The organism is Bittarella massiliensis (ex Durand et al. 2017), assembly GCF_017566145.1.
Lineage (GTDB): Bacteria > Bacillota > Clostridia > Oscillospirales > Ruminococcaceae > Bittarella > Bittarella massiliensis_A.
Window position 1 is genome coordinate 284,939 of the sequence record NZ_JABFCL010000003.1, and the last position, 24,163, is coordinate 309,101.

General features: G+C 63.2%; 23 protein-coding genes and 1 pseudogene. 16 read left to right on the top strand and 8 right to left on the bottom strand.

Annotation, left to right across the window (positions count from 1 at the left end; translation table 11 throughout):
* The first annotated feature begins 437 nt into the window (after positions 1-437).
* Genes proB through HJY11_RS05695 form a run of 3 tightly spaced genes read left to right on the top strand, consistent with a single transcriptional unit; the run spans position 438 to position 3,315 of the window.
* Positions 438-1,229, top strand: a complete 792-nt coding sequence (gene proB, locus HJY11_RS05685) for a glutamate 5-kinase (RefSeq protein ID WP_208075017.1) — start codon at positions 438-440, stop codon at positions 1,227-1,229.
* Positions 1,226-2,476: a glutamate-5-semialdehyde dehydrogenase gene (locus tag HJY11_RS05690; protein WP_208075018.1), complete on the top strand. Its 1,251-nt coding sequence runs from the start codon at positions 1,226-1,228 to the stop codon at positions 2,474-2,476. The genes proB and HJY11_RS05690 overlap by 4 nt, the downstream gene beginning before the upstream one ends.
* Positions 2,477-2,487: 11 nt before the next feature.
* A complete protein-coding gene (locus HJY11_RS05695) occupies positions 2,488-3,315 on the top strand; it encodes a hypothetical protein (protein WP_208075019.1) in 828 nt (275 codons plus the stop codon).
* Between the two features lie 92 nt (positions 3,316-3,407).
* Here the strand turns inward: HJY11_RS05695 and HJY11_RS05700 are convergent, their stop codons facing one another.
* Together HJY11_RS05700 and metG are read right to left on the bottom strand one after the other, a co-directional pair.
* Positions 3,408-4,184: a TatD family hydrolase gene (locus HJY11_RS05700; RefSeq protein WP_208075020.1), complete on the bottom strand. Its 777-nt coding sequence runs from the start codon at positions 4,182-4,184 to the stop codon at positions 3,408-3,410.
* Positions 4,185-4,260: 76 nt separating this feature from the next.
* Positions 4,261-6,216: a methionine--tRNA ligase gene (metG, locus tag HJY11_RS05705; protein ID WP_208075021.1), complete on the bottom strand. Its 1,956-nt coding sequence runs from the start codon at positions 6,214-6,216 to the stop codon at positions 4,261-4,263.
* 208 nt (positions 6,217-6,424) lie between these two features.
* Here metG and HJY11_RS05710 point away from each other — a divergent pair, with 208 nt between their 5' ends.
* Complete coding sequence (locus HJY11_RS05710) at positions 6,425-7,354, top strand: nucleoside hydrolase (protein ID WP_208075022.1); 930 nt, start codon at positions 6,425-6,427, stop codon at positions 7,352-7,354.
* Between the two features lie 184 nt (positions 7,355-7,538).
* Entirely contained in the window at positions 7,539-7,955 is a 417-nt protein-coding gene (locus tag HJY11_RS05715; protein ID WP_208075023.1) for an NUDIX domain-containing protein, read from the top strand.
* 66 nt (positions 7,956-8,021) lie between these two features.
* Here HJY11_RS05715 and HJY11_RS05720 read toward each other — a convergent pair whose 3' ends face one another.
* Positions 8,022-9,599 (bottom strand): ClC family H(+)/Cl(-) exchange transporter, encoded by a 1,578-nt coding sequence (locus HJY11_RS05720; RefSeq protein WP_208075024.1) that lies wholly within the window; start codon positions 9,597-9,599, stop codon positions 8,022-8,024.
* Positions 9,600-9,889: 290 nt separating this feature from the next.
* On the opposite strand from HJY11_RS05720, the gene HJY11_RS05725 reads away from it, so the two are divergent.
* The 5 genes from HJY11_RS05725 to HJY11_RS05745 all read left to right on the top strand — a co-directional run bounded on the left by HJY11_RS05725 (position 9,890) and on the right by HJY11_RS05745 (position 14,772).
* Positions 9,890-10,582 (top strand): YjjG family noncanonical pyrimidine nucleotidase, encoded by a 693-nt coding sequence (locus tag HJY11_RS05725; protein WP_208075025.1) that lies wholly within the window; start codon positions 9,890-9,892, stop codon positions 10,580-10,582.
* A complete protein-coding gene (locus HJY11_RS05730; protein WP_243764212.1) occupies positions 10,579-11,100 on the top strand; it encodes a MarR family winged helix-turn-helix transcriptional regulator in 522 nt (173 codons plus the stop codon). The genes HJY11_RS05725 and HJY11_RS05730 overlap by 4 nt, the downstream gene beginning before the upstream one ends.
* Positions 11,101-11,252: 152 nt before the next feature.
* The gene (locus tag HJY11_RS05735) at positions 11,253-12,431 is read left to right on the top strand and encodes a MalY/PatB family protein (RefSeq protein ID WP_208075026.1); all 1,179 of its coding nucleotides are present in this window, start codon (positions 11,253-11,255) and stop codon (positions 12,429-12,431) included.
* A gap of 422 nt (positions 12,432-12,853) precedes the next feature.
* On the top strand, positions 12,854-13,603 hold the full coding sequence (locus tag HJY11_RS05740) for a DNA alkylation repair protein (protein WP_208075027.1): 750 nt from the start codon (positions 12,854-12,856) through the stop codon (positions 13,601-13,603).
* Positions 13,600-14,772 carry a DNA glycosylase AlkZ-like family protein gene (locus HJY11_RS05745; protein WP_208075028.1) on the top strand — a complete coding sequence of 391 codons (1,173 nt, stop codon included), beginning with the start codon at positions 13,600-13,602 and terminating at the stop codon, positions 14,770-14,772. Before HJY11_RS05740 ends, HJY11_RS05745 begins: the two co-directional genes overlap by 4 nt.
* 75 nt (positions 14,773-14,847) lie before the next feature.
* Here the strand turns inward: HJY11_RS05745 and HJY11_RS05750 are convergent, their stop codons facing one another.
* Genes HJY11_RS05750 through HJY11_RS05760 form a run of 3 tightly spaced genes read right to left on the bottom strand, consistent with a single transcriptional unit; the run spans position 14,848 to position 15,940 of the window.
* On the bottom strand, positions 14,848-15,285 hold the full coding sequence (locus HJY11_RS05750) for a hypothetical protein (protein WP_208075029.1): 438 nt from the start codon (positions 15,283-15,285) through the stop codon (positions 14,848-14,850).
* Positions 15,282-15,740, bottom strand: coding sequence for a hypothetical protein (locus HJY11_RS05755; RefSeq protein WP_208075030.1), 459 nt, complete (start codon positions 15,738-15,740; stop codon positions 15,282-15,284). Before HJY11_RS05755 ends, HJY11_RS05750 begins: the two co-directional genes overlap by 4 nt.
* Positions 15,737-15,940, bottom strand: a complete 204-nt coding sequence (locus HJY11_RS05760) for a helix-turn-helix transcriptional regulator (RefSeq protein ID WP_208075031.1) — start codon at positions 15,938-15,940, stop codon at positions 15,737-15,739. Before HJY11_RS05760 ends, HJY11_RS05755 begins: the two co-directional genes overlap by 4 nt.
* 692 nt (positions 15,941-16,632) lie before the next feature.
* Between HJY11_RS05760 and HJY11_RS05765 the strand changes: the two genes are divergently transcribed.
* Complete coding sequence (locus tag HJY11_RS05765; protein WP_208075032.1) at positions 16,633-16,851, top strand: helix-turn-helix domain-containing protein; 219 nt, start codon at positions 16,633-16,635, stop codon at positions 16,849-16,851.
* A 79-nt stretch (positions 16,852-16,930) separates the two neighbouring features.
* On the opposite strand, the gene HJY11_RS05770 is transcribed toward HJY11_RS05765, so the two are convergent.
* Positions 16,931-18,202: an L-cysteine desulfidase family protein gene (locus HJY11_RS05770; protein WP_208075033.1), complete on the bottom strand. Its 1,272-nt coding sequence runs from the start codon at positions 18,200-18,202 to the stop codon at positions 16,931-16,933.
* 210 nt (positions 18,203-18,412) lie between these two features.
* On the opposite strand from HJY11_RS05770, the gene HJY11_RS05775 reads away from it, so the two are divergent.
* The 4 genes and pseudogenes from HJY11_RS05775 to HJY11_RS15120 form a co-directional block, all read left to right on the top strand.
* A complete protein-coding gene (locus tag HJY11_RS05775) occupies positions 18,413-18,841 on the top strand; it encodes a DUF1893 domain-containing protein (protein WP_208075034.1) in 429 nt (142 codons plus the stop codon).
* A 118-nt stretch (positions 18,842-18,959) separates the two neighbouring features.
* Complete coding sequence (locus HJY11_RS05780) at positions 18,960-19,574, top strand: hypothetical protein (protein ID WP_208075035.1); 615 nt, start codon at positions 18,960-18,962, stop codon at positions 19,572-19,574.
* 389 nt (positions 19,575-19,963) lie between these two features.
* Positions 19,964-21,352: an MATE family efflux transporter gene (locus HJY11_RS05785; RefSeq protein WP_208075036.1), complete on the top strand. Its 1,389-nt coding sequence runs from the start codon at positions 19,964-19,966 to the stop codon at positions 21,350-21,352.
* A gap of 161 nt (positions 21,353-21,513) precedes the next feature.
* A pseudogene (locus HJY11_RS15120) lies at positions 21,514-21,834 on the top strand (methylated DNA-protein cysteine methyltransferase); the annotation flags it as partial.
* A 66-nt stretch (positions 21,835-21,900) separates the two neighbouring features.
* On the opposite strand, the gene udp reads toward HJY11_RS15120, so the two are convergent.
* Positions 21,901-22,683 carry a uridine phosphorylase gene (udp, locus tag HJY11_RS05790; RefSeq protein WP_243764213.1) on the bottom strand — a complete coding sequence of 261 codons (783 nt, stop codon included), beginning with the start codon at positions 22,681-22,683 and terminating at the stop codon, positions 21,901-21,903.
* Between the two features lie 373 nt (positions 22,684-23,056).
* Here udp and HJY11_RS05795 point away from each other — a divergent pair, with 373 nt between their 5' ends.
* Positions 23,057-24,076 (top strand): LacI family DNA-binding transcriptional regulator, encoded by a 1,020-nt coding sequence (locus tag HJY11_RS05795; RefSeq protein ID WP_208075037.1) that lies wholly within the window; start codon positions 23,057-23,059, stop codon positions 24,074-24,076.
* Positions 24,077-24,163 lie beyond the last annotated feature (87 nt).

A 24,163-nucleotide genomic window follows, 5' to 3' on the forward strand; every position in this document is an offset into this window, starting at 1 on the left:
GGGGGCTCTTTCGACAGGGCGCCGAAAGCCGAAGAGGGGCGCCTTGGGGCAGGGCAAGGGGGAGCCCCGACAAAGTTCCCCCTCCCATCGGCCCGAGGAACCCCGTTTGCCCTCGGGGGATGCTGCACCCAGCGGGCCACTGCGGCAAAGGGGCTTGTTTCCCCTTTCAGGGGAGGGGGGTGCCCGCCTTTAAAAGCCCCGGAGTGCGGTCTATATCCAGGGGTTCTCCCGTGGGCTGCACCCTTGGCTCTCCCCTCTAGGAAACGGCCTTAGGCGGCCCCATCCCGGCCGGCGGCGCTTTGCTTTTTGGCAGGGGGTATGCTATAATGATGGCAATTTACTGGCAGGGGCTGCCGTTTCCCTCCGCCTGAGCGCGGGCCGGGAGGGACGGCCTGTCTCCGAACAACCACCGCTCTCTGTGAAAAGGAGGAGTTTTCGTGCAGCGCATTCCCGACCGCGTGGTCATCAAGGTGGGGACCTCCACCCTTACATACAGTACCGGCCACCTGAACATCCGCCGCATCGAGGCCCTGGTCGAGGCCATTTCCGACATCAAAAATTCGGGCAAGCAGGTGATCCTGGTCTCCTCCGGCGCCATCGGCGTGGGGATGAGCAAGCTGCAGATGCGCGACCGGCCCACCGACATCCCCTCCAAGCAGGCGGCGGCCGCAGTGGGGCAGTGCGAGCTGATGTACATGTACGACAAGCGCTTTTCGGTCTACAACCACGTGGTCTCCCAGGTGCTTTTGACCCGGGACATCATCGACCAGGACGAGCGCCGGCACAACGCCCGCAACACCCTGAACCGGCTGTTGGAACTGGACGTCATCCCCATCATCAACGAAAACGACACCATCTCCACCGACGAGATCAAGTTTGGCGACAACGACGCCCTCTCGGCCATGGTGGGGGAGTTGGTGGGCGCCGACAAGCTGATCATCATGTCCGACATCGACGGACTCTTTGACAAGGATCCCCGACAGGATCCCACTGCCCAGATCATCCGCCGGGTCGAGAAAATCGACGAGCGGGTGCGGGCCATGGCCGGCGGGGCCGGCAGCCGCCGGGGCACCGGCGGCATGGTCACCAAGATCCACGCCGCCGAAATCTTCACCGCCACCGGCGGCGACATGGTCATCATCAACGGCGGGGACCCCCGGCTCCTCTACGACGTCTTTGACGGCAAGCCGGTGGGGACCACCTTTGTGGGACAGGAGGGAGAGAAATGACCGATTTGACAGCCCTCGGCAGCCGCGCCAAGGCGGCGGCCCGCCAATTGGCCCTGCTGGACAGCGGGGAGAAAAACCGGCTGCTGGCCGCCGTGGCCCAGGGGGTGCGCGACGACTGCGCGGCCATCCTGCAGGCCAATGGCGAGGACGTGGCCGCTGCCCGGGAGGCGGGGATCAGCGAGTCCCTCATCGACCGGCTGCTTTTGAATGAGCAGCGGGTGCTGGCCATGGCCGACGCCGCTGAACAGGTGGCGGCCCTGCCCGACCCGGTGGGCCGGGTGCTGGGGGGCCAGCGGCTGCCCAGCGGGTTGGAGATGACCAAGGTCTCCACCCCCCTGGGGGTCTGCGGCATCATCTACGAGGCGCGGCCCAACGTCACCCTGGACGCGGCGGCCCTCTGTCTCAAGTCCTCCAACGCGGTCATCCTCAAGGGCGGCAAGGAAGCCCTTCGCTCCAACCGGGCCGTCGTCGCCTCGGTGCGGGCGGCCCTGGCCGCCGCCGGGCAAAATCCCGATTTCGTTCAGCTCATCGAGGACAGCGCCCGCGAGACCACCGGCGCCTTTATGAAGTTAAACGGCTACCTGGACGTGCTGATCCCCCGCGGCGGCGCGGGGCTGATTCGGGCCGTGGTGGAAAACGCCACCGTCCCGGTCATTGAGACCGGCACCGGCAACTGCCACATCTATGTGGAGGGCACGGCCGACCTGGAGATGGCTGCCGACATTGCTTACAACGCCAAGGTCTCCCGCCCCTCGGTCTGCAACGCGGCCGAGACCTTTTTGGTGGACCGGTCGGTGGCCGCCCAATGGCTGCCCATGATCGCCGAGCGGATGGACGCCGCCCCCCGGGTGGAGATTCGCGGCTGCCCTGAGACCTGTGCCATCCTGGGCGGGCGGGCCGTTCCCGCCGCCGAGGACGACTGGGAGAACGAGTTTTTGGACTACGTCGTCGCCATCAAGGTGGTGGACGGCTTTGAAGAGGCCGTCGCCCACATTCAGCGCTACACCACCGGCCACAGCGAGTGCATTGTCACCCGGGACTACGAGAAGAGCCGCGCCTTCTGCCGCCGGATCGACGCGGCGGCGGTCTATGTCAACGCCTCGACCCGCTTTACCGACGGCGGGGAGTTTGGCATGGGGGCGGAGATCGGCATCTCCACCCAGAAGCTGCACGCCCGGGGCCCCATGGGACTGGAACAACTGACCACCCACAAATACATCCTGCAGGGTGACGGCCAAATTCGATAGGAGCTGATCTTTTGTCTGCACGCAAACACAAGCTTTCCAAGAAGGGAAAGGCCCGCCTGGCGGGATACACCATTCTGGGGCTGGCGGTCTTAGGGGTTGCCTTTTTGGTGTTTTTGGGCACCAAAGGGGTGCAGCTTCTCCTGGACGACAGCGACAAGCGGCTGGAGTACCAGAGGTTTATTGAGCCGGTGGTCATGCTTGACCCGGTCCCCTTTGACGCCCCCGACCAGGCAAACCCCGACTTTTTGCTGCAGTCGGCGGTCTGGGCGGTGCTGAAAAACGAGGACACCAGCCGCTACGCCACCGACCAGACCGGCGCGGTGCTGCTGCCGGCGGCCGATGTCGACCTATACGGCGCCAAGCTCTACGGCAACGACATCAAGTTGGAGCACAAGAGCTTTGGCGATGACACCATGAAGTTTCAGTACGACACCGCCACCCAGTGCTACCGGCTGCCTGCAACCGGCCTGATGGGCTACTACACCCCCCTGGTCTCCAAGATGGAGAAGAAGGGGAAGACCATCCGCCTGACGGTGGGCTATGTGGCTGCGGGCAGCGGCTGGACCGGTGACGCCGACGGGAATATCTACCAGCCCGAGGTCGACAAGACCATGATCTACACCCTCTCCAAGACCAGTGACGGCAACTACGTCATCCACTCCATCGCCGAGGCGGCCGAGGACGAGGTGGTGAAGAGAGAGCAGAAGAAGGGGGGCAGCAGCGCCTCTTCCAGCACTCCCGCCGCAGGGGACGGCACGACCACTCCCGCCCCCGGCACCGAGAACACCCCCCAGGAAGACACCACCAGCGGGGACGCAGCCGCCCCCGCCGCTGCCTAATAAAAGAGAAAGAGAGCAGGACCCGCACTGGGCGGGCCCTGCTCTTTTTGACAGCAAAATAATACTAATTGTATTAAATTAAAATAATTATACTACTGATTGGGAATGGCAAAGAGGCGGCGGGCGTTTTCATTGGTGAGCCGCAGAATGTCGTCTGCCTCCACCCCCTTGATCTCGGCCAGCCGGGCGGCGGTGTGGGGGATCATCCGGGAGTCACAGCGCTTTCCCCGCAGGGGCACCGGGGCCATGTAGGGGCAGTCGGTCTCGATGAGGAGCCTCTCCAGGGGCACCTGAGCGGCCGCCTCCACCGGCTTCTTGGCGTTTTTGAAGGTCACCGAGCCGGTGAAGCCGATGTGATAGCCCAGTTTCAGGTACTCCCGGGCAGTCTCGGCCGAGCCGGAGAAGCAGTGCACCACCCCGCGGCAGCGGTGGCGGCGAACGATCTCCAGGGTGTCGGCCGACGCCTCCCGGCTGTGGATGATCACCGGCAGGTCCAGCGCCTCGGCCAGGGCCATCTGCTCCTCAAAGACTGCCTTCTGCACCTCCCGGGGGGAGAAGTCGTAGTGGTAGTCCAGCCCGATCTCCCCGATGGCCACCGCCTTTTCGTTTTTCCGGGCGGCGCGTTCCAGATAGCGCAGATAGTCGCTCCCCGCCACCTCCTGCGCGGCGTGGGGGTGCACCCCCACGCTGCAGTAGAAAAAGGGGTAGCGGCGGGTCAGGGCGAGGGAACTCTCACAGGAGGGCAGGTCACAGGCGGCGTTGAGCACCAGTTCCACCCCGCTGCTGGCCAGGGCGGCGATCAGCTCCTCCCGGTCGGGGTCAAAGCGCTCGTCGTCGTAGTGGGCATGTGAGTCAAAGATCGGTTGCACAGTCAATCCTCCAGACAGTTGTCGCAAGAGAAGGGGGCGGGCTCTCTCGCCCGCCCCCTTCCCGGGTGTTTTTTTGCTAGCAGACGCTGCTGCCGGGGGCGATGTTGTCGCCCAGCAGGAGAATCTGGATCGAGTCGCCCTTTTCCGCCGAGAGGATCATCCCCTCGCTGAGTTCGCCCCGCAGCTTGACCGGTTTGAGGTTGGCAACCACCAACACCGTCTTGCCGACGAGCTCTTCGGGCCGGTACCACTTGGCGATCCCCGAGACCACCTGGCGGCCCTTGCCGCCGTCGTCCAGCTGGAATTTCAGCAGCTTGTCGCTCCCCTTTACCGGCTGGCAGTCCAGCACCTTGCAGGGCAGCAGCTGCACCTTGCCAAAGTCGTCGATGGTGATGACGCCGGGGACCTTCTCCTCTTTTTCCGCGGCGGGCTTCTCCGCCGGGGCGGCGGCCTGTTTGGCCTTCTGCTCGGCCTCGAGGGCGGCCAGCTCCTTTTTGGCGTCGATGCGGGGAAAGAGGGTCTCGCCCTTGTGCACCTGCACCTCGGCGGGCAGCACCCCGAAGACGCCGGCGTTGTCGTAGCCGGTCTCGGCCTCGCCCGCGCCGATCTGGGCAAAGATCTTCTCCACCGTCTGGGGCATGAAGGGGGTCAGCAGCTGGGCGCAGATGCGGATGCCCTCCAAGAGGTTGTAGAGGACGGTCGCCAGCCGGTCCCGGTTGGCCTCGTCCTTGCAGAGCACCCAGGGGGCGGTCTCGTCGATGTACTTGTTGGTGCGGCTGACCACCTTGAAGACCTCGATCAGGGCCGACTGGAAGGCATACTGCTCCATCTGCTCCTCGTAGGCGGCCTTCAGGCCGGTGGCCAGGGAGATGAGCTCGTCGTCCAGGGGATCGGCCTGCCGCCCGGCGGGAAGTTTGCCGCCAAAGTACTTTTCGACCATGGCCACGGTGCGGCTGACCAGGTTGCCCAGGTCGTTGGCCAGGTCGGCGTTGATGCGGCTGATGAGCAGCTCATTGGTGAAGTTGCCGTCCGAGCCGAAGGGGAATTCCCGCATTAAGAAGTAGCGCAGGGCGTCGACCCCGTAGCGGTTGCAGAGGATCTCCGGGTCCACCACATTGCCGAAGGACTTGCTCATCTTCCCGCCGTCGATGAGCAGCCAGCCGTGGCCGTACACCTTTTTGGGCAGGGGCAGGTCCAGCGCCATCAGCATGGCCGGCCAGATGATGGTGTGAAAGCGGGTGATCTCCTTGCCCACAAACTGCACGTCGGCGGGCCAGTACTTGTCAAAGTCGTGGTAGCGGTCGTTGCCGTAGCCCAGGGCGGTGATGTAGTTGGAGAGGGCGTCGATCCAGACGTAGACCACGTGCCCCGGGTCAAAGTCTACCGGGACGCCCCAGTTGAAGGTGGTGCGGGAGACACAGGTGTCCTCCAGCCCGGGCTTTATAAAGTTGTTGACCATCTCGTTGAGGCGGGACTCGGGGGAGATGAAGTCGGGGTGTTCCTCGTAGTATTTCACCAGCCGGTCGGCGTACTTGGACAGCTTGAAGAAGTAGGCCTCCTCCTCGGCGTCCACCACCTCCCGGCCGCAGTCGGGGCACTTGCCGTCCACCAGCTGGCTCTCGGTCCAGAAGGACTCACAGGGGGTGCAGTACTTGCCCTTGTAGACCGACTTGTAGATGTCGCCCTGGTCGTAGAGCTTGCGGAAGATCTTCTGTACCGACTCCACGTGGTAGTCGTCGGTGGTGCGGATGAAGCGGTCGTTGGAGATGTTCATCAGCTTCCACAGATCCTGAATCCCGGCGACGATCTCGTCCACATACTGCTGGGGGGTGACCCCGGCGGCCTTGGCCTTCTGCTCGATTTTCAGGCCGTGCTCGTCGGTGCCGGTCAAAAACATCACATCAAACCCCTGCATTCGCTTGTACCGCGCCATGACGTCGGTGGCGACGGTGCAGTAGCTGTGTCCGATATGCAGCTTGTCGGACGGGTAGTAGATGGGCGTTGTAATATAAAATGTGTTCTTCTGACTCATTTTATATCCTCCTTTAGATGTGTAATGGATTTGATGTGTGTCTAATTTGTTATTATAGCAGAATTTGAGGGGACAAGAAAGGTGTATCGGGCAGAAAAAGCGCGGCAATTTGCAGAGGGGGGGCAGATTTGCCGCCTTTTCGGCGGGCCGATTGCAGGATTTCCCCGGGGATGCTATGATGGAAAAAACAGGCGAGGAGGGAAATGCCGTGCGACATATCCTCATTGACACCGACACCGGCTCCGACGATGCGGTGGCCATTGTCATGGCCCTGCACTGCCCAGGGGTCCGGGTCGAGGCGATCACCGCCGTGGCGGGCAATGTCCCGCTGGAACAGGCCGGGCGCAACGCCCGCATCGCCGTCGAGTGGGCGGGCCCCGCCCGACCGCCGGTCTACCTGGGCTGCGGCGGGCCGATGCTGCGGGAGCTGACCTACGCCTATGAGACCCACGGCCGCGATGGGATGGGGGACATGGGCGTCCCCGACCCGCAGATGCCCCTGGCCGCCGGTCACGGGGCCGATGTCATCATCGAGCTGGCCCGGCGCTTTGCCGGGGAGTTGGAGATTGTGGCCCTGGGGCCGCTGACCAACCTGGCCCTGGCCCTGCTGCGGGAGCCGCGGGTGGCCGGCTGGGTCAAACAGCTGACGGTGATGGGCTCATCCGGCTTTGGCCCGGGCAATGTCACCCCCACGGCCGAGTTCAACATCTGGGCCGACCCGGAGGCCTGTGCCGTGGTGCTGCGCGCGGGCATCCCCCAGCTCTACGCCGGGTGGGACCTCTGCTGCGGCGAGGCGGTCCTCACCGAGGAGGAGATCGAGAAGGTGCTGGCGGAGGGCAGCCCCTGCGCCCGGCTGTGTATCCGCTGCAATCGCTGCTTGATGGCGCTCAACGCCCGCCGCTTCGGCTCCCCCTGTTTGGACATGGCCGACCCGGTGGCCATGGCGGTGGCCCTCTGGCCGGAACTGGTCAAGGAGAGCCTGCCCTGTTTTTCCTATGTCAACACCGGCGAGGGGCTGGACAGGGGCCAGTTGGTGTTTGACTGGACCGGCGCCGCCGGGCGCCCTGCCAACGCCGCGGTGGTGCGGGCCATCCACATCCCCGCCATGAAGGCGCGACTGCTGGAAGCCATCTTGTGAAGAGGGCCGCGGCCGGCAAAACCAAAGCGCGCCTTCGGGAGAGGCGGGCAGGCGGCATCTCTGTGAACTGTTTTTGACGCCGGGCGGGGAAGGGGACGTATGACCGCTTCCCCCGTGTCCGCTGCAAACGGGCAGAATTTGGCGGCTGAACGCCGCGATAGAGGAGAGAAGGGAGGAACTGGCTGTGGAATGGGAGATTCGCACCGCGCTGAAGGGGATGGTGCGCCGGGGGGAGAGGATCCTGATCCTCCGGCGCTCGGACAGCGATGAGATCGGGCCGGGGAACTGGGAGTTTCCCGGCGGAAAAATTCGCTTTGGAGAGGAGTTGGAGGAGGCTCTCCTGCGGGAGATCGAGGAGGAGAGCGGCCTGGCCGTCGAGCCGGGAGAGCTGCTCTACGCCACCACCTTCCACCCGGCCCCCCACCGGCAGATCGTGCTTCTCGGTTACGCCTGCTACTGGACGGGGGGCGAGGTGGCCCTGTCAAAGGAGCACCAGGAGGCCCGCTGGGCCACCCGGGAGGAGATGGGGGAACTGCTTCCCACCTCCATCCTGGCCGATCTGGAGCGGTGGAATGTCTGGGACCGGTTGGGCCTGGCATGACCGAAAAAGAGAGCCCCCCGACCAGCAGGTGTTTGCCGGTCGGGGGGCTCTCTTCGTGGGGGGAGGTCAGTGCTCCCGGACGGCGGTCTCGCACCAGCGGGCCATGGCCTCCCGCACGGCGGGGATGTCCGACTCGTCGCAGAGGAGGGAGAGCTGATCCCCCTGCAGGAGGAGGGTGGCCCCGCCGGGCACCAGCTCCCTCTCCCCCCGGCGAACCGAGACCACCAGGCTGCCGGCGGGCCAGTCGATCTGGCTGAGGGTGCGGCCGCAGGCGGGGGAGCCCATGCAGACGGGAGCTTCCACCAGCACCTTTTCGCCGGTGGGTTCCAGGGGGCGGCCCCGGTTTTTGAGCAGCCGCTCCAGCAGCTGGTCATAGACCGGCTTGCAACCCAGCAAGTCGGCGGTGGCGTAGGCCACCAGGGAGACCAGGGAGAGGGTGAGCAGGTGGGTAAAGCTGCCGGTCATCTCGCTGATGAGGAGGATGCCGGTCACCGGCGCGCGGACGATGGCGGCAAAGTACCCGGCCATCCCCAGGATGACGAAGTTGTCCACCATCTCGGGGGACAATCCCAGGGAGGGGGCCAGCCCGGCGAAGAAGCCCGCCCCCACCAGGGAGCCCAGGACCAACAGCGGAAGGAAGATGCCCCCCGGTACCCCCGCGCCGAAACTGGCCATGGAGAAGAGAAATTTGCAGCAAAAGAGGAGGGCCACCGCCCCCAGGGTCGCGGTGGGGTCGATCCCCTCCACCAGGGCGTGGCCGCCCCCTAGCAGCTGGGGGGCGACAAAGGCCAGCACCCCGGCCAGCAAGAAGGGGATCAGGGTGCGCAGGTAGGCGGGCCGGACGCGGGCGTAGAGGTCCTGTGCCAGGGAGGTGCAGCGGTTGTAGAGAACCCCCAGCAGCCCCAGGGCGACCCCCAGCAAAGCTACCGCCCAATAGTGGCGGATGGGGAGCATCTGCCGCACCGACAGGTCAAAGACCGGCTCTAGGCCGAAGATGTTTTTGGACAGGAAGTCGGCGGTGATGGAGGCGGACATGGCCGGCAGCAGCACGTCCAGCGAGAAGTTCTTGTGCACCTCCTCCAGGGAGAAGAGGACCCCGGCAAAGGGGGCGTTGAAGGCCGCGGCCAGACCCGCCGAAGCGCCGCAGGTCATGAGCAGCTTCTCCTCGGTGCGGATGCGGGCGGTCAGCCGGGAAAAGCCCTTGCCCGCCATGGCCCCCAGCTGGATGGAGGGGCCCTCCCGCCCCAGGGAGAGGCCGGCCCCCAGGCTGAGCAGCCCGCCGGCAAACTTGGCCAGCAGTACCCGCCACCAGCGCTGGTGCAGCTGGCCGACCATCTCCCCCTCCACCTGGGGGATGCCCGAGCCGGAGATATAGGGCTCCCACCGCAGAAGGAGGGTCACCAGCCCTGCCGCCCCGGCCAGGGCCAAAAGCCAGAGGGCCGTCCCCCAGACGCCCAGCCCCCGGCAAAAGGCGATGGCCTGGCCCCGCAGACTGTCGGCCCCCTGGATGGCCAGCCGGAAGAGAATGGCCACCAGCCCGGCGACGGCGCCCACGGCGATCCCCTCCAGCACCAGGGAGTAGCGGTACCCCCGTACCCGCTTGACCGTTTTGGCGACGGCTCCTTCCCCTTGTTGTTCTGACATGGCCATTTCCCCCTCCGTTTTTCTTCTGCCGCAAAAAGGCCGCGTTCCCCGGCGGGGATCTCTCCCCGCCGGTTCGCGGCCGGACGATTTCTGCCTTTTAGTATACTGCGCCGCCGCGGCAAAGAAAAGGGAAAGGGGCGGTCAAAACGATGAAATATGAATAAAATTTGAACTGGTTTTCGGGCGGTTTAACCGCCCTCCTTCCCCCGCGCTTGTGTGAGGGGAGAAAATCCCGTATAATGGGTGCGAGAAAAAGGACGCCCCGCGAGGGGAAAAGGGAGGAACCAACATTGTCAAAATACCGCTTTCTTCTGCTGGATGCCGACAACACCCTGCTGGATTTCGACCGGGCTGAGGAGATTGCCCTGCAGAGCGCCTTTGCGCGGTGGGAAGTGCCCCTGACAGAGGCGGTGCGGGCGCGCTATCAGGCCATCAACAGCCGGCTGTGGGAGCAGTTTGAGCGGGGGGAGGTCAGCAAGGAGAAACTCCAGTCCCAGCGATTTGACGCGCTTTTCGCCGAACTGGGGCTGCCCCACTCGGGGGCGGACTTCAACCGCACCTACATGGACGCCCTGGGGGAGCAGGGCTGCTCGATCCCCGGGGCGGCCGACGTCTGCCGCCGGCTTTCCCAGCACTGCCCCCTCTACCTGGTGACCAACGGGGTCAGCCGCACCCAGCGCCGCCGGTTGCAGGGCAGCGACATCACCCCCTACATCGCCGACATCTTTGTCTCCGAGGACACCGGCTACCAAAAACCACAGAGGGAGTACTTTGACTACGTGGCCGCCCACATCCCCGGCTTTGACCGCTCGGCAGCCCTTCTGGTGGGGGACTCCCTCACCTCCGACATGATGGGGGGGCAAAACGCCGGCATCGACACCTGTTGGTATAACCCTGGGGGCAAGCCCAATTCCCTGGGGGTGCCGGTGACCTATGAGATCACCCGCCTCGAAGAGCTGCCCGCCCTGGTGGCCGAGGCATGAGCGGCGGGATGGAGGCGCCGATCGAAGAGGGGCGCTACGCCCTGTTTTTGCAGCTTTTGGACGCCCTGGACGAGGGCTGCCAGCTGATGGAACTGTACGACGCCATGCCCCACCGCTACGGCGGCGAGACCCTCTACCAGGCCGAGAGCCACACCATCGCCCTCATCGGCCGCAGTCCGGGCATCACCGTCACCGATTTGGCGGCAAGGCTGCAAAAGACTCCCAGTGCCTGCTCGCAGATGGTGCGCCGGCTGCGGGAGAAGGGATGGGTGACCCAGGCCAAAAACGCCCGCAACAACCGGGAGCAAAATCTGGGGCTCACCGAGCACGGCTGGGTCATCTTTGAAAATCACGAGCGCTTTGACAGGGAGTGTTACCAGCGCAGCTGCCGCAATCTGGCGGACTTTACCGACGGGGAGCTACGGATCTACCTGGCGATACAGGAGCACCTCAACGCCTCCTTCCGTCAGGATGTGGAAAGAAGCCGCCGGGATTTTAGCGAAATCCCCGAAAAATGAGTTTTCTCTCTGCACCGATTGACAAACGCTTTCCGCGGCGATAGGATGGAAACAGGTAATACTTAAGCAGCTTAAACGTTGTCGGTGCTGAACCACCCCCACTCGAGATGGGGGCGGCGCGGCCCGGCCGTCTAAAAAAGGAGACGTGTGCGATGAGAAAGTACGATCTGGACCAGCTCGTTGACCGCAAGGGTACCTTTAGCTCCAAGTGGGAGTTTATGCCCGGCGACGACCAGTCCGCCCTGCCCCTCTGGGTGGCGGACATGGATTTCCCCTGCGCCGACCCCATCATCGACGCGCTGCACAAGCGCATCGACCGCAAGATCTTCGGCTATACCGTCTACAACAACCCCACCTATAAAGAGGCGGTCACCGGCTGGTACAAGCGCCGCCACGGGTGGGATGTCAAGGCCGAGGACGTCTTCTTCTCCCCCGGCGTGGTGCCCGCCATCTGTTACCTGATCCAGGCCCTGTCTGAAGAGGGGGACGGCATTGTCATTCAGCGCCCGGTCTACTACCCCTTCACCAACAGCATCCTCGGCAACGGCCGCAAGGTGGTCAACAACCCCCTGATCTATCAGGATGGCCGCTACACCATGGACTACGAGGACCTGGACAAGAAGATGGCCGACCCCGGCGTCAAGGGGATGATCCTCTGCAGCCCCCACAACCCGGTGGGCCGGGTCTGGACCCTGGACGAGCTGAAACAGGTGGTGGAGATCGCCAAGAAGTACGACAAGTGGATCATCTCCGACGAGATTCACTTTGACTTGGTGCGGGAGGGGGTCACCCACATCCCCCTGCTCAAGGCCTGCCCCGAGTACAAAGACCGGATCATCGTCTGCACCGCCCCCAGCAAGACCTTCAACCTGGCGGGGATGCAGCTGTCCAACATCGTCATCGAAAACCCCGAGTACCAGGAGAAGTGGCTGCACACCATCGGCGACAAGAACTCGGTGGGATTTGCCAATCCCTTCGGCATCACCGCCATGATCGCCGCCTACAACGAGAGCGAGGATTGGCTCAACCAGGTCAACGCCTACATCGACGGCAACATCGCCTTCTGCAAAGCGTTTGTGGCCGAGCGGCTTCCCAAAGCCACCATGGTCGACTGCGAGGGCACCTACCTGGTCTGGCTGGACTTGAGAGAGTACTGCAAGGACAAGGAGGAGCTGGAGGAGCTGATGCTGCGCCGGGCCAAGGTCGCCCTGGACGAGGGTTACATGTTCGGCGAAGAGGGCATTGGCTGGGAGCGCATCAATGTGGCCTGCCCCCGCTCCATTGTCAAGGAGTGCATGGAGCGGATGGCCCAGGTGCTGGAAGGCAAATAGAGAGCGCTTCTGTACGGCGAGAGCCGGAGACCGGAAATTTCCGGCCTCCGGCTCTCTTTTTGCGCGCTGGGGGAGGGGGGGCCACCGGCGTCAGGGTGGCCAGCCCCCCGGGACGCCAACCGGGTGTTCGGCCGCCGGAGTGAGAGGGGCAGTTGATTTTTGCGCAGTCCCAAGATGGGGTGACGCCGGTCGATGCCAGCCAGTCCTGCGCGAAAGGGGGGACCGATTTCTAGCAGGGGTTGACCTTGTGGGCCCTTTCCGGCAGTATGCCCTTTTGGTTTGCCGCCCCGTGCGATGTGGCTGAGCGGTCAAGCAAATGGGGGTGTGTCGTCAGATGGTTGCCCTGCCGATTGTTTGCGGGTGAATTGACAACAACTGCCCACCGGGGGATAATGGGGAAAATGAGAGGGGAGTGACCGTTCGTGGAGAAGCCGCCCTTTGCGCGAAACTGCTGGCAGCCGCAGGACTACCGGGCCTTTGTGGCCTATTTGAGGGAGCGGGCTGAGCCGGGCTACCGGGACTTTAACGCCCGCATCGTAAACGACCCCCAGTGTCCCCTGCTGGGGGTGCGGATGCCGGTGCTGCAGGCCTGCGCCCGCGCCATCGCAAAGGGGGACTGGCGGGGCTTTCTCGCCCTCTCCCGGGACGACAGCCACGAGGAGGGGATGGTGGCCGCCCTGGTGGCGGGCCGCGCCTCCTCCCTGCCCTGGCCCGAAGGGGTATCTGCGGTGGAGGGGTATATCCCCCGGGTGCACAACTGGTCCCTCTGCGACAGCTTCTGCACCGCCTGCAAGGGATTGGCCGGCCAGCCGGAGTACACCTGGTCCCTCTGCCAAAGGCTGGTGCAGGGCGGCTGCATCCCCTGGGAGGTGCGGGTGGGACTGGTGCTGGCCATGACCTATCTGCTGCGGGGGGAGTGGGCCCCGCTGGCGGTGGAACTGGCGGCGTCCGCCCCTGCGGGGGAATACTACGTGGACATGGCCCGGGCCTGGCTTTTTTGCACCGCCTGGCCCCGCTTTCCCGCGCTGGTGGAGCCCCTGCTCACCGAAGGGCGGCTGGACGACTTCACCCACAACCAAACCCTCTCCAAGCTGCGCGACTCCCGCCTGGTGGCACCGGAGGAGAAGGCGCGGCTGGGCGCCCTGCGGCGCAGAAAGGGGGCGGAGAGATGAGGGAGATCACCCGGGCGGAGGCGGTGGCCCGGCGGCTGGCCGCCCACCACCTGACCGCGCCCCTTTCTGGGGAGGGGGCGGTGGAACAGGCCCTTCCCCTGGGGGTGCAGGACAGCCCGCCGGGGATGGGGGAGGCCGCCCTCTTCTGCCGGGTGGGGGATTTGGCCCCCGGCTGGGTGGAGGAGGCGGTGGCCTCCGGCACGCTCTGCCGCTGCTGGAGCTTTCGCGGTGCGCCCTACCTCTTCCCCGCGGCCCAGCGGGGCCTCTTTCTCGGCGCACTCTGTGCCCGGGAAGGGGAGGAGTGGATTTATGCCTACCCCGGCTTTGCCCCGGTGGCCGCGCGGCTGGGGCTGGGGGCGGACCGGCTGCTGCCCCTGCTCTGCCAGGCGGCGGAGGAACTGCCTGGCCCGGTGACCGGCAAGGCCGAACTGGACCGGCAGCTGGCGGATTGGTTGGCCCCTCGCCTGCCCGGCGATGTGGGGGAGCGGTGGGAGAGCCCCTCCCTCTACGGCCCCAACCAGCGGCTGGGGGAGGCGGCGGTCTCCTTTTTGCTGCGGGCCTGCGCCCTGCAGGGACACCTGGTGCTGGGGCCCCGACGGGGGCGGTCCCCCCTTTTTTGGCCGGGGGACTGGGGGCGGAAACGGCTGCCCCCCGCCGACTCCACCCTTTTGGGCGAGGGGGGGCAGAGGGAGTTGACGCGCCGCTTCCTCGCCCTTTACGGCCCGGCCACCGAGGGGGAGTTTGCGGCCTTTTTGGGCTGCTGCCCCCGGCAGGGAAAACGGCTCTGGGCCCTGGCAAAACAGGTGGGGGAACCGGTCTCCTTTTTGGGGAGGCCGGCCCTGGCCCTGGCGGCGGGGGACTGCCCCTCCCCGCCGCGGGGGGTACAGCTGCTGCCCCCCTACGACCCCTACCTCTACGGGGGACGCCGTTGGCTCTGCGAAGAGGGGCTGGCGGGGCAGCTCTGGAAGACGGTGGGCAATCCCGGGGCCCTGCTGCGAGACGGCGTTGCCGTGGGCTGGTGGCGGGGAAAGGCGTCGGGCAAGAACTGGTCGGTCCAGTTGAAGGGCTCGCCCCTCTCCCCGGGGGAGAGGGAGGGAACTGCCGCCTGGCTGGAGCGGTACGCCGCCTTTCGCGGGCTGCGGCTAAAGGCGGTGGAGTGGCCCACATAGGGGGAAAAGAAGATCCGGGGCGGAAAACAACGGCTGTTTTCCGCCCCGGATCTGTTGGTTTGATGAAAGAGGAGGTCACTCCTCCCGCTGTTCCCGCCGCCGCTCGATCCCCCGCCGAATGAGCCCGAGCACGGCAATATAGCAGAAGAAGAGCCCCATCACCAGCGGTTGGATCGAGATGGAGAGGAGGCCGTCTTCAACAAAGGCGACCCGCCCGGCGGCCCAGGAGAAGAGAAACTCCCCCCAGAAGAGGGCCCCCAGGGCCAGGTAGACCCAGGAGAGCCAACTGCCACTGCGCCCGAAATAGGCGTTTTTGCAGATGGCTAGGGTGAGGAAGTAGAGGGTCGGCAGCACGATGAGGAGAAGGGCCTCCACCATCGGTTCGGCCCACTCGCCCCAGCCGGTGCGGACGATGCCGTCAGCTAGGATGAGAAAGAGGGTCAAGAGAAGGGACTGCATGGCGATTTTTTGCCGCCAGTGCAGCTGGTACTCATCGTATTCCCGCCCGCTCACTGTTCTCCCCCCTCTTCCTCGACCTGGGCCCGCTTCCACTGGATGCGGTAGAGCAGGGACTGCGCCCCCAAGAACAACACCATCAACAGGGTGGCGCCGCCGTCGAGCTGCCCGCCCTCGGTGAGGGTGAAGTTGCCCCAGATGGCGTCGCAGGCAAAAAAGGCCAGCGCTCCCAGCACAAAAACGGGGATGACGCAGTAGAACAGGCGGTGGTAGCCGGGGTGTTTGGGCAGCACCTGGCGCAGGGCGCAGAGGCAGCCAAAGAGGGACTGGCCCCCCACCACGATCAAAAAGGCGGAGTGCTGGGGACTGGTCCAGTTAAGGCCCGCCTCCCGCACCAGGCCGTCGGCCAGCACGGCGAGAAAGACGGCGATCAGGGTCTGCATGCCGGTGCGGTCCCGTTCCCGCAGCTGCCGCTCATCGTACTGCCCCTCGCAGAGAAATGATTTGCTCATTGTTCTTCCTCCCAAAACAGTTGGTCCAGCGTCTGCCCCAGCGCCCGGCAGATGGCGCGGCAGAGGTTGATGGTGGGGTTGTAATCCCCTTTTTCAATGGCGACGATGGTCTGTCGGGTGACCCCTACCTTTTCTGCCAGGTCTTTTTGCGACAGCCCCAGCAGGGCGCGGGCCGCCTTGATCTTTACATTCTTCCCCATCTGCTCACCTCTCTCCTGTTATTAACATATAACTTATTGGACATAAAGTCAAGTATATTTTACTAAAAGAAAATTATTTTATGCTTTTCAGGAGAGAGGACAAACTGGCACGCGGCGCGGGGCCCTTTTTGAAAGGGGATGGGGTAAGCGGTGTTTGGCGGACCGAGTCTCTGCTCTTGGGAGGATGGGCCATTTCGCGAATGGATACAACCCACTTGGCGGCCTGGGCGGGCGCGATACCCGGGGGCGGGAGAGGGGGGCGACATGGGGCGCTTTGGAGGCGGCTTTTCAGGGGGCGTTTTGTTTGTTTCGGAGCGGGCGTGCAGAGGGGCGCCGCGACACCGGCTCAAAAGAGGGGGGCGCCATCTCTGCCGCCACCCGGTCAAAGGGGAGCGGCACCAAAGGCCGACTGGGTTGGCGAAACAGGGAGCGAGGGGGAAAAAGAGGGGGTGTGAAGGGGTGGAGACAAGACGCCTCGTTTTCCACTTCCCCACACCGGCAGGGCGGATGGAGGGGGACAAACCCATCCCCCGGGCAGTTGGGGGATGAGAGGAGGGAGGTGGATATGCCCTTCTCGAAATTTGGCGATTATTGTCGAATTTGTGCGGACAAAGGGGGACAGAGCCGGTCAAACAGTCAATAGACAAGCCCTTTCCATTGTAGGAAAATAGAACCAGACGGGGGGAGAGCCAATGGAAAAGAGGAAAAACGCCAATTTGGAGGCGATCGAGACCGAGATCATCGCCATGCGCAAGGAGGGGATGACCCGGCGGGAGATCGCCGACTTTTTCGGTCTGGATCTGGACCAGATCCGCTGGTGGGTGACCCGCTACAACCGCAAACAGGCGCGGCTGGCAGCTGGGGAGGTGCTTCGCCCCAAGGGAAGGCCGCGAAAGGGGAAACCCCTCTGACAAGCGAGTCTTGAAGACGGGAGAGCGGCCCGCCCCAGTCCGGGGCGGGCCGCTCTTTACACAGTGGGGAATGGGTCCCCTATTTGCCGATCATGATGTTGAGGATCTCCACGTCGGTGGATTTCATCCCCACCCGGCCCATTCGACCGATGGCTTGCACCGTCTCCTCCGGGGTGCTCATCACCAGCCCCTCACCGGCGCCAAAGGTGCGGTTTTGCAGGGACATGCAGTGGCTGAGGATGGCCGCGTCCACCGCCGAGGCGATCTTGGCTGCGCAGGAGGGTTTGGCCCCGTCGCAGACCACCCCCGACACGTCGGCCAGGGTGTTGACCACCGTGCGGCAGACAGCCTCAAAATCGCCGCCGCAGAGGTAGGTGATGGCGGCCCCGGCGGCAGCCGCGGCAGACACCGCCCCGCAGTAGGCGCTGAGCTTGCCCAGTCCCTTTTTCTGGTAGATGGCGATCAGGTTGGAGAGGACCAGGGCCCGGTAAGCCTTTTCCTCGCTGGCGCCCAGCTCCTGGGCGTAGGCCAACACCGGCAGGCAGACGGTCATTCCCTGGTTGCCACTGCCGGAGTTGGTGACCACCGGCAGGGCGCAGCCGCTCATCCGCGCATCGCTGCCGGCGGCGGCCCAGGCGCGGGCCCGAACCTTGACGTCATCGCCGTATTCGCTGAGCAGGGTGCGCCCCACCTGGGCGCCGTAGGGGTGGGTGAGCCCCTCCTTGGCGATGGCGTAGTTGTATTCGATCTGGCGGGAGATCACCTTGCGCACGTCGTCCAAGTCCACCGTCTCGGCAAAGGTGTAGATGTCGGCCAGGTCCAGCAGTTCGTAGGCCTCGCTCAAGTGGTCTTCCACCGGGGTGTCGGCGCCGCCCACCAGCACCTCGCCGTCGCGCTCGACCCGGACGATGTTGGTGTGGGAGTAGCAGATTTCCACCACTGCGGTGTGCTCTCCTGCGCTGGCCTCGATGATGATCTGTAGGTTGGAGACCCCCTCCAGCAGTTCGGTCTCGCAGATGCCGGCGTCCAGCAGTTCTTTGGCCCGCTGCAAGTCGGCGGGGGTGACGGCGGTCAGCACCTCCAGCCCCCGCTCGGGATCGCCCCCCACCGCGCCCAAAACGGCGCTGGTGTCGATCCCCTTGAGGCCGCCGGAGTTGGGGACCACCACCCCCTTGACGTTTTTGATGATGTTGCCGCTGCAGGAGGCCACGATCTTTTGGGGCTCTTCCCCCAGTACCTGGCGCGCCTTGGCGGCGGCCAGGGCGATGGCAATGGGCTCGGTGCAGCCCAGGGCGGGTACCAGTTCCCCCTCCAAGATGGCAATGTACTGTTTGTAGATGTTGCGGTTCACAATCGGCGTCCCCCTCTATTTGCGCACCGGCGGGGCCGGCGGCTTGTCTTTGTGTCCATTATACTCCTTTTTCAGGCGGGCGGCCATCCCCTCCCCCTTTTTATGAGGGGAAAACTGCCGGTTGAAAGGGGAGGGCGGTTGTATTACAATAAAGCGGTACGGCCAGTTTACACCGATCGCAAGAAAGTTGAAAGAAAGGCGGGCGGCAGGATGAATACCATATTGCAAGCGCTCAAACAGGAGATGATCGACCGCGATTACAAGTGCGTGGGCGGGAAGGGCGAAGGGGTGCTCTTCTCCTCCCACAAAAACGGGATCGCCCCTCTTCTCGACCTCTACGAGGCCCAGCTGGGCGGCGAGGGCGGGCTCTGTATCTGCGACCGGGTCTTTGGCAAGGCAGCGGTCTTTGTGGCCTACCTCTGCGGCGCGAGGGACTGCTACGCCTTTGTGGCCAGCCGCCCCGCCCTGGACCTGGCCGCCGAACTGGGGATGCAGCTGGACTGCGAGACCGAAGTCCCCTTTATCGAGAACCGGGACAAAACCGGCCAGTGCCCCATCGAAAATTCGGTGATGGATTGCCGCGGTCCCGAGGAGGCGCTGACGGCCATCCGCCGCCGCTTGGCTGCGCTGCGGGGCTAGGGGGCGGGGCAGGGCCGCTGAAAATTGTGTGAAAAATTCCTTTTTCCCCTTGTCAGAAGGGGCGGTTTCTGGTATTTTAGAGCAAGTTGCAATTTTAAAACGCATGAGAGGGATGCCCATGTCTGTCAATCTCACCCCGGCTGTCGCCTACCCGGCGCGCCCGGCCCTGCCGTCTGACCAAGCACCGATGGGCAGACGCCACATCTATTTGGTGTTCACCCACACCGGCACCCGCTTTTCCAAGGTGCTGAAGACGGTCACCCGGGGGGAATACACCCATGTCTCCATCGCCATGGACGCCAGTTTGAACCGCCTCTACTCCTTTGGCCGCAACAGCATTAAAGAGCGCCCCTGGGAGGCCGGTTTTGTCTGCGAACGGAAGGACGGCGGCGTCTACCGGGAACTGCCTGGCACCCGCTGCACCGTCTACCGGCTGGAGGTGAGCGAGGAGCAGTACCGCCGCGCCCAGGAGATCATCGGCCTCTTTTTGCGCCACCAGTCGACCTTTAAGTACAACTATCCGGGGCTGTTTTTCATGTCCATCGGCTGGGCCAAACAGTGCAAGCGCCGGTTTGTCTGCTCGCAGTTTGTGGCCTATGTCCTCGAAAACAGCGGCACCATGCGCTTTCAAAAGGACTTTAGCCTGATGCGTCCAGCGGATTTAAAGGGGCTTCTCTACACCCCAGTCTACACTGGTATGCTGCGCAGCTATTCAGCTGCTCGGGCGGTGTGACAGCGCTTTTATAAAAAATATTTCCAGGCGGCCGCAGGGCCGTTTTTTTGTTGCCCAGTGCACGTGGCATGAAAACAGGCGCTTCTTTGCACTGCTGCGTTGACGCACTGCCGCGAGAAAGTGAACTTGCACAACGGTTTTTCTGGGCCAATGGTGATTTTTGTGAGAGGATGACAGTATTTTTTTGGTTTTTTTACTAATGTGTACAAACTTTTAACAGAGTGTCCGCGGGCGTTGGAAAATGTTCACCGATATGGTACACTATGAATGTCGGCCTGGAGACGGGCCCTGCGCGCGTTTCCCAATGGGTGCCGGCGCCCTTTTTTTGCCCGTTTACCGCTTGGCGGCGGGCGGGGCAGTTTTTGAAGAGATAGGAGAGGGAGAGAAACTTGAGTAGAAAAATCGCGATCGAACGGGACCAGGGCTTCTACGGCTCGGTGCTGTCCCTGGCCATTCCCCTGGCGCTGCAGTCGGCGCTGATGTACAGCGTGACCACCCTCAACAGCATCATGTTGGGCGCCCTGGGAGAGATTCCCATGTCCGCCTCGGCCATTGCCGACCAGCCCTTTAACATCGTCTCGGGTATCTTCCGCGGGCTGACGCTGGGCGGGGCCATCCTCATTGCCCAGTACTGGGGCAAGGGGGACACCAAGGCCATTCGCCGGGTCATCGCCATCGGCATTCGCTGTTCGGTGCTCATCTCTCTGCTGACGGCCATTTTGGTCATTGCCTTCCCGGCCCCTATCATGGGCGTGTTTTCCACCGACAAAGCGGTCATTGACGCGGGTATTGACTACCTGCGCATCGTGGCACTGACCTATCCCATGTTTGCCGTCAGCAACTGCTATATGCTCTCCGTTCGGGCGACCGAGAACGCCCGCACACCGCTGCTGATCAACCTGCTCTCCTACGGGGTCAACATCCTCCTCAACTACGGCTTCATCTTCGGCAAGTTCGGCCTGCCGGAGATGGGGATCACCGGTGTGGCCATCGGCACCCTGCTGGCCCGCGGGATTGAATTTGTCTGTGTGCTGGTACACATGCTCTGCATCAACAAGAAGGTGCGGATGAAGCTAAGCGACTTTGTCAAGCGCGACAAGCTCCTCTTCAAGGACTTTATGACCTACGCTGCCCCCTCCCTCCTCAGCGAGATGATCTTCACCATCGGCATGTCCGCCTACTCGGTCATCTTCGGCCGCCTGGGCACCACCACCATCGCCGCCAACACGGTGGCCGAGATGCTCCACCGCATCGGCTCGGTCTTCTTTGCCGGGCTCTCGGGCGCCTCTTCGGTCATCATTGGCAAGACCATTGGCTCGGGTGACATCCAGCGGGCCAAGCTGCAGAAAAAAACCTTCAATGTGCTGGCCATGGGGGCGGGCCTATTTACCACCGCCCTGCTGCTGGTCATCAAAAATTTCATCCTCTCCCTTTACAACATTGCCCCCGAGACCTATGCCATGGCTGACAAGATGATTGTCATCAATGCCATCTTCATGATCGCCTATGCCTATGAGTCCCTCTATGTCACTGGATTGCAGGTGGGCAGCGGCGACGCCACCAACATCCTCATCTACACCACCATCATCATGTGGGGAATCACCATGCCCATCGCTTTTGCAGGGGCCTTCTGGTTCAAGCTCTCCCCCCTGGTGGTCTTTGTTATCCTCAAGTGCGACTACGCCGTCAAGGGCGTTTACGGCTACTTCCGCACCCGGGGCGACAAGTGGATCAAGCAGGTCACCCGGGACGAAAAGGACCTGCAGGCGCAGGAGTAAACCGGCGTTCTGTGCAGATAAGCGAGTGAACCAGGAGGGCGGGCGGCAGTGGCTGCCCGCCCTCCTTTTGCCGCACTAAAAAAGAGGGGGTATTTTCAAACCGCCTCATTGCGGAGGGGGGAGGAATGCGCTGTGCTGGGGGTGCAAAGGGGGAGAATGAGATGGCAAATGAGGAGGAAAGGGACTTTAACGCAATGCTGCACCGGGATGCGGAGGTGCCCAGGACCCAGATCGTCACCGACCCCGTCACGGCGGGGATCTTTGTCTCTATTGCCGCCTGGGCCAGTTTTCAGCGTCGGTGGGACAAGACCCCCTACTGGCACACCCTCCAGGTCAGAGGTGAACTCAACCCCAAGTACCCCGGCGGGGTCGAGGCGCAGCGCGCCTGCCTTGAAGCGGAGGGGCACACCGTTTTGCGGAGGGGCCGCACCAACCTGCGCTACTTTGTCAAGGATCATGAGCGGGCCCCCTTTTCCCTGGAGGAAGGGGGAGGGCAGGGAGCAAAAAGGAGAGCCAGTCGACTTGCGACTGGCTCTCCTCTTTGCTATTTACTGGTGGGCAATCAGGTAGCGAATGCCCTCGACGGTGGCCTTGATGGCCTTTTCGGTGTCGTGGTCATAGGGGTTCTCCATCCCCAGGGCGGCCCGCTCCTGGTTTTGGATGACGTGCATCACTGCTCCCGCCTTGCAGCCCAGGGACTGGCAGACGGTGAAGAGGGCGGCGGACTCCATCTCGCTGCCCAGGGTGCCTGCCCGCTTCCAGGCCTCCCAGCGGTTGAGCAGCTCATAGGAGATGGGCATTCTGTCAGGGGAGTGCTGGCCGTAGAACGAGTCTTTGCACTGCACCACCCCGGTGTGCACCCGGTAGCCCAGTTTTTTTGCCCCCTCCCGCAGGGCGTAGGCAATGTCCAGATCAGCCACTGCCGGGAATTCGATGGGCAGGTACTCCTTTGAGGTGCCCTCGGCGCGGATGGCGCCGGTGACCACTACCACGTCGCCGCCCATGACGTCGAGGTTGATGCCGCCGCAGGTGCCAATGCGAATGAAGTTCTGCACCCCCAACAGGTGCAACTCTTCGATGCAGATGGCGGCGGAAGGGCCGCCGATGCCGGTGGAGCAGACGATGACCTTCACACCGTCTAAAAAGCCCTCGTAGGAGACGTATTCCCGGTTTTCCCCCAGCTTGCGCGGATTGTCCAAAAAGGCGGCAATTTTGGGCACCCGGCCCGGGTCGCCGGGAAGGATGGCGTACTGGGCGCCCTTGACGTCCTCCTCGTTGAGTTTGATATGGTAGGTTCTCCCGTCGTCGCCGACGATCATTTTGCTGAGCATGCACAACACACCTTTCTAGTGAATCAAACGGAGGTTTGTAAGGTACATTTTTATTATACACCCGTTGGAAGCGTTTGCGCAATTCAGAAAATGCGCCAAGAAGCACAGTTCTTTTTAGATAAAAAGTCAAGATATGGGAAGAGGAGGCAAGGGCAATCCGCTAAAAATACGGGCCGTGAGAGAGCAAAATCGGGCAAGAATACAATATTTGTGCGAAAGAATTGACAAATCTTTGCGGCCAACAGTATAGTATAAAGAGATAGCAAACGCTTGCGCTTGTGACGGCGAAACGTTTTGATATTGTCTGCCGGGCCTCTGGAGTTGGCTGCCGGCGGAATGTGAGGGGCTCGGCCCCATAAAGGTGGAGTGAAGAGTGGAGACCAAGCAGATTACCATCAAGGACATCGCACAGAAGGCGGGGGTGGCAGTGTCCACCGTCTCCCGGGTGCTCAACGGCAAGGATCGGGTGAGCCCTGAGACGCGGCAGCGGGTGCAGCAGATCATCGACGAGTACGACTATGTGCAAAACGCCGCGGCGGTGTCGGTGGTCAAGCGAAAGACCAACATGATCGGCGTCATCATCCCCGAGATTCAAAACCCCTTTAACGCCTCCATCGTCTACGGGGTCGACAAGGTCTGCAAGACCCGGGGGTACAACATCTGTGTTTTCTCCACCGACGACAAGGTGGCCGATGAAGAGCGGCTCATCCGCTCGGTGGTCAGCCCTCTGGTGGATGGGATCATTGCCATCACCTGCACCGATGGGCGCATCTACCTGGGCGGCCGCAAGCCGGTGGTGCTGGTGGACAGGGGGCTGGGGGCCGACGATTTTGACGAGGTGGTCATCGACAACATGGGCGGGATGCACCGCGCCTGCGACTACCTGATCAAAAAGGGGCACCGCAAGATCGCCTATATCTCCGGCCCGCTGGAATTCACCACCGGCCTGGGACGGCTGCAGGGATTCCGCAGCTGCATGGAGGAGCACGGCATCCCCGTCGACGAGGACAGCGTCTACGTGGGAGACTGGTTCGTGGCCGACGGGCGCCGCGCCACCCAGAAAATATTGGAGAGAAACCGCGCCGGCGCGGGGATCACCGCCATTCTCTGCAGCAATAACCTCATCTGCAAGGGCTGTATCGAGGTGCTGCACGAGGCCAAGGTGGCCATCGGCGAGGACATCTCCCTGCTGGGTTTTGACGAAAATGACCTGGTGCACTACACCACCCCTAAAATTACCTATGTGGCCCGCCCCACCTACGAGATGGGGGAGAAGGCAGCCGAGATGCTTTTGGAGAAGATCGCCTCGGAGAAGAGTTACCTGGGACAGAAGATGGTGATGCGTACCCGGCTCATTGAGCAGGGCTCGGTCAGGGACCTAAACAAACAATAGCGGCAGCAGGTCTGTCAAATGAAAAACGACCGCGTTGGGCGGCCGTTTTTTGTGTTTTGGGGTTGGGCGGCGGCAGGGCAGACTGGT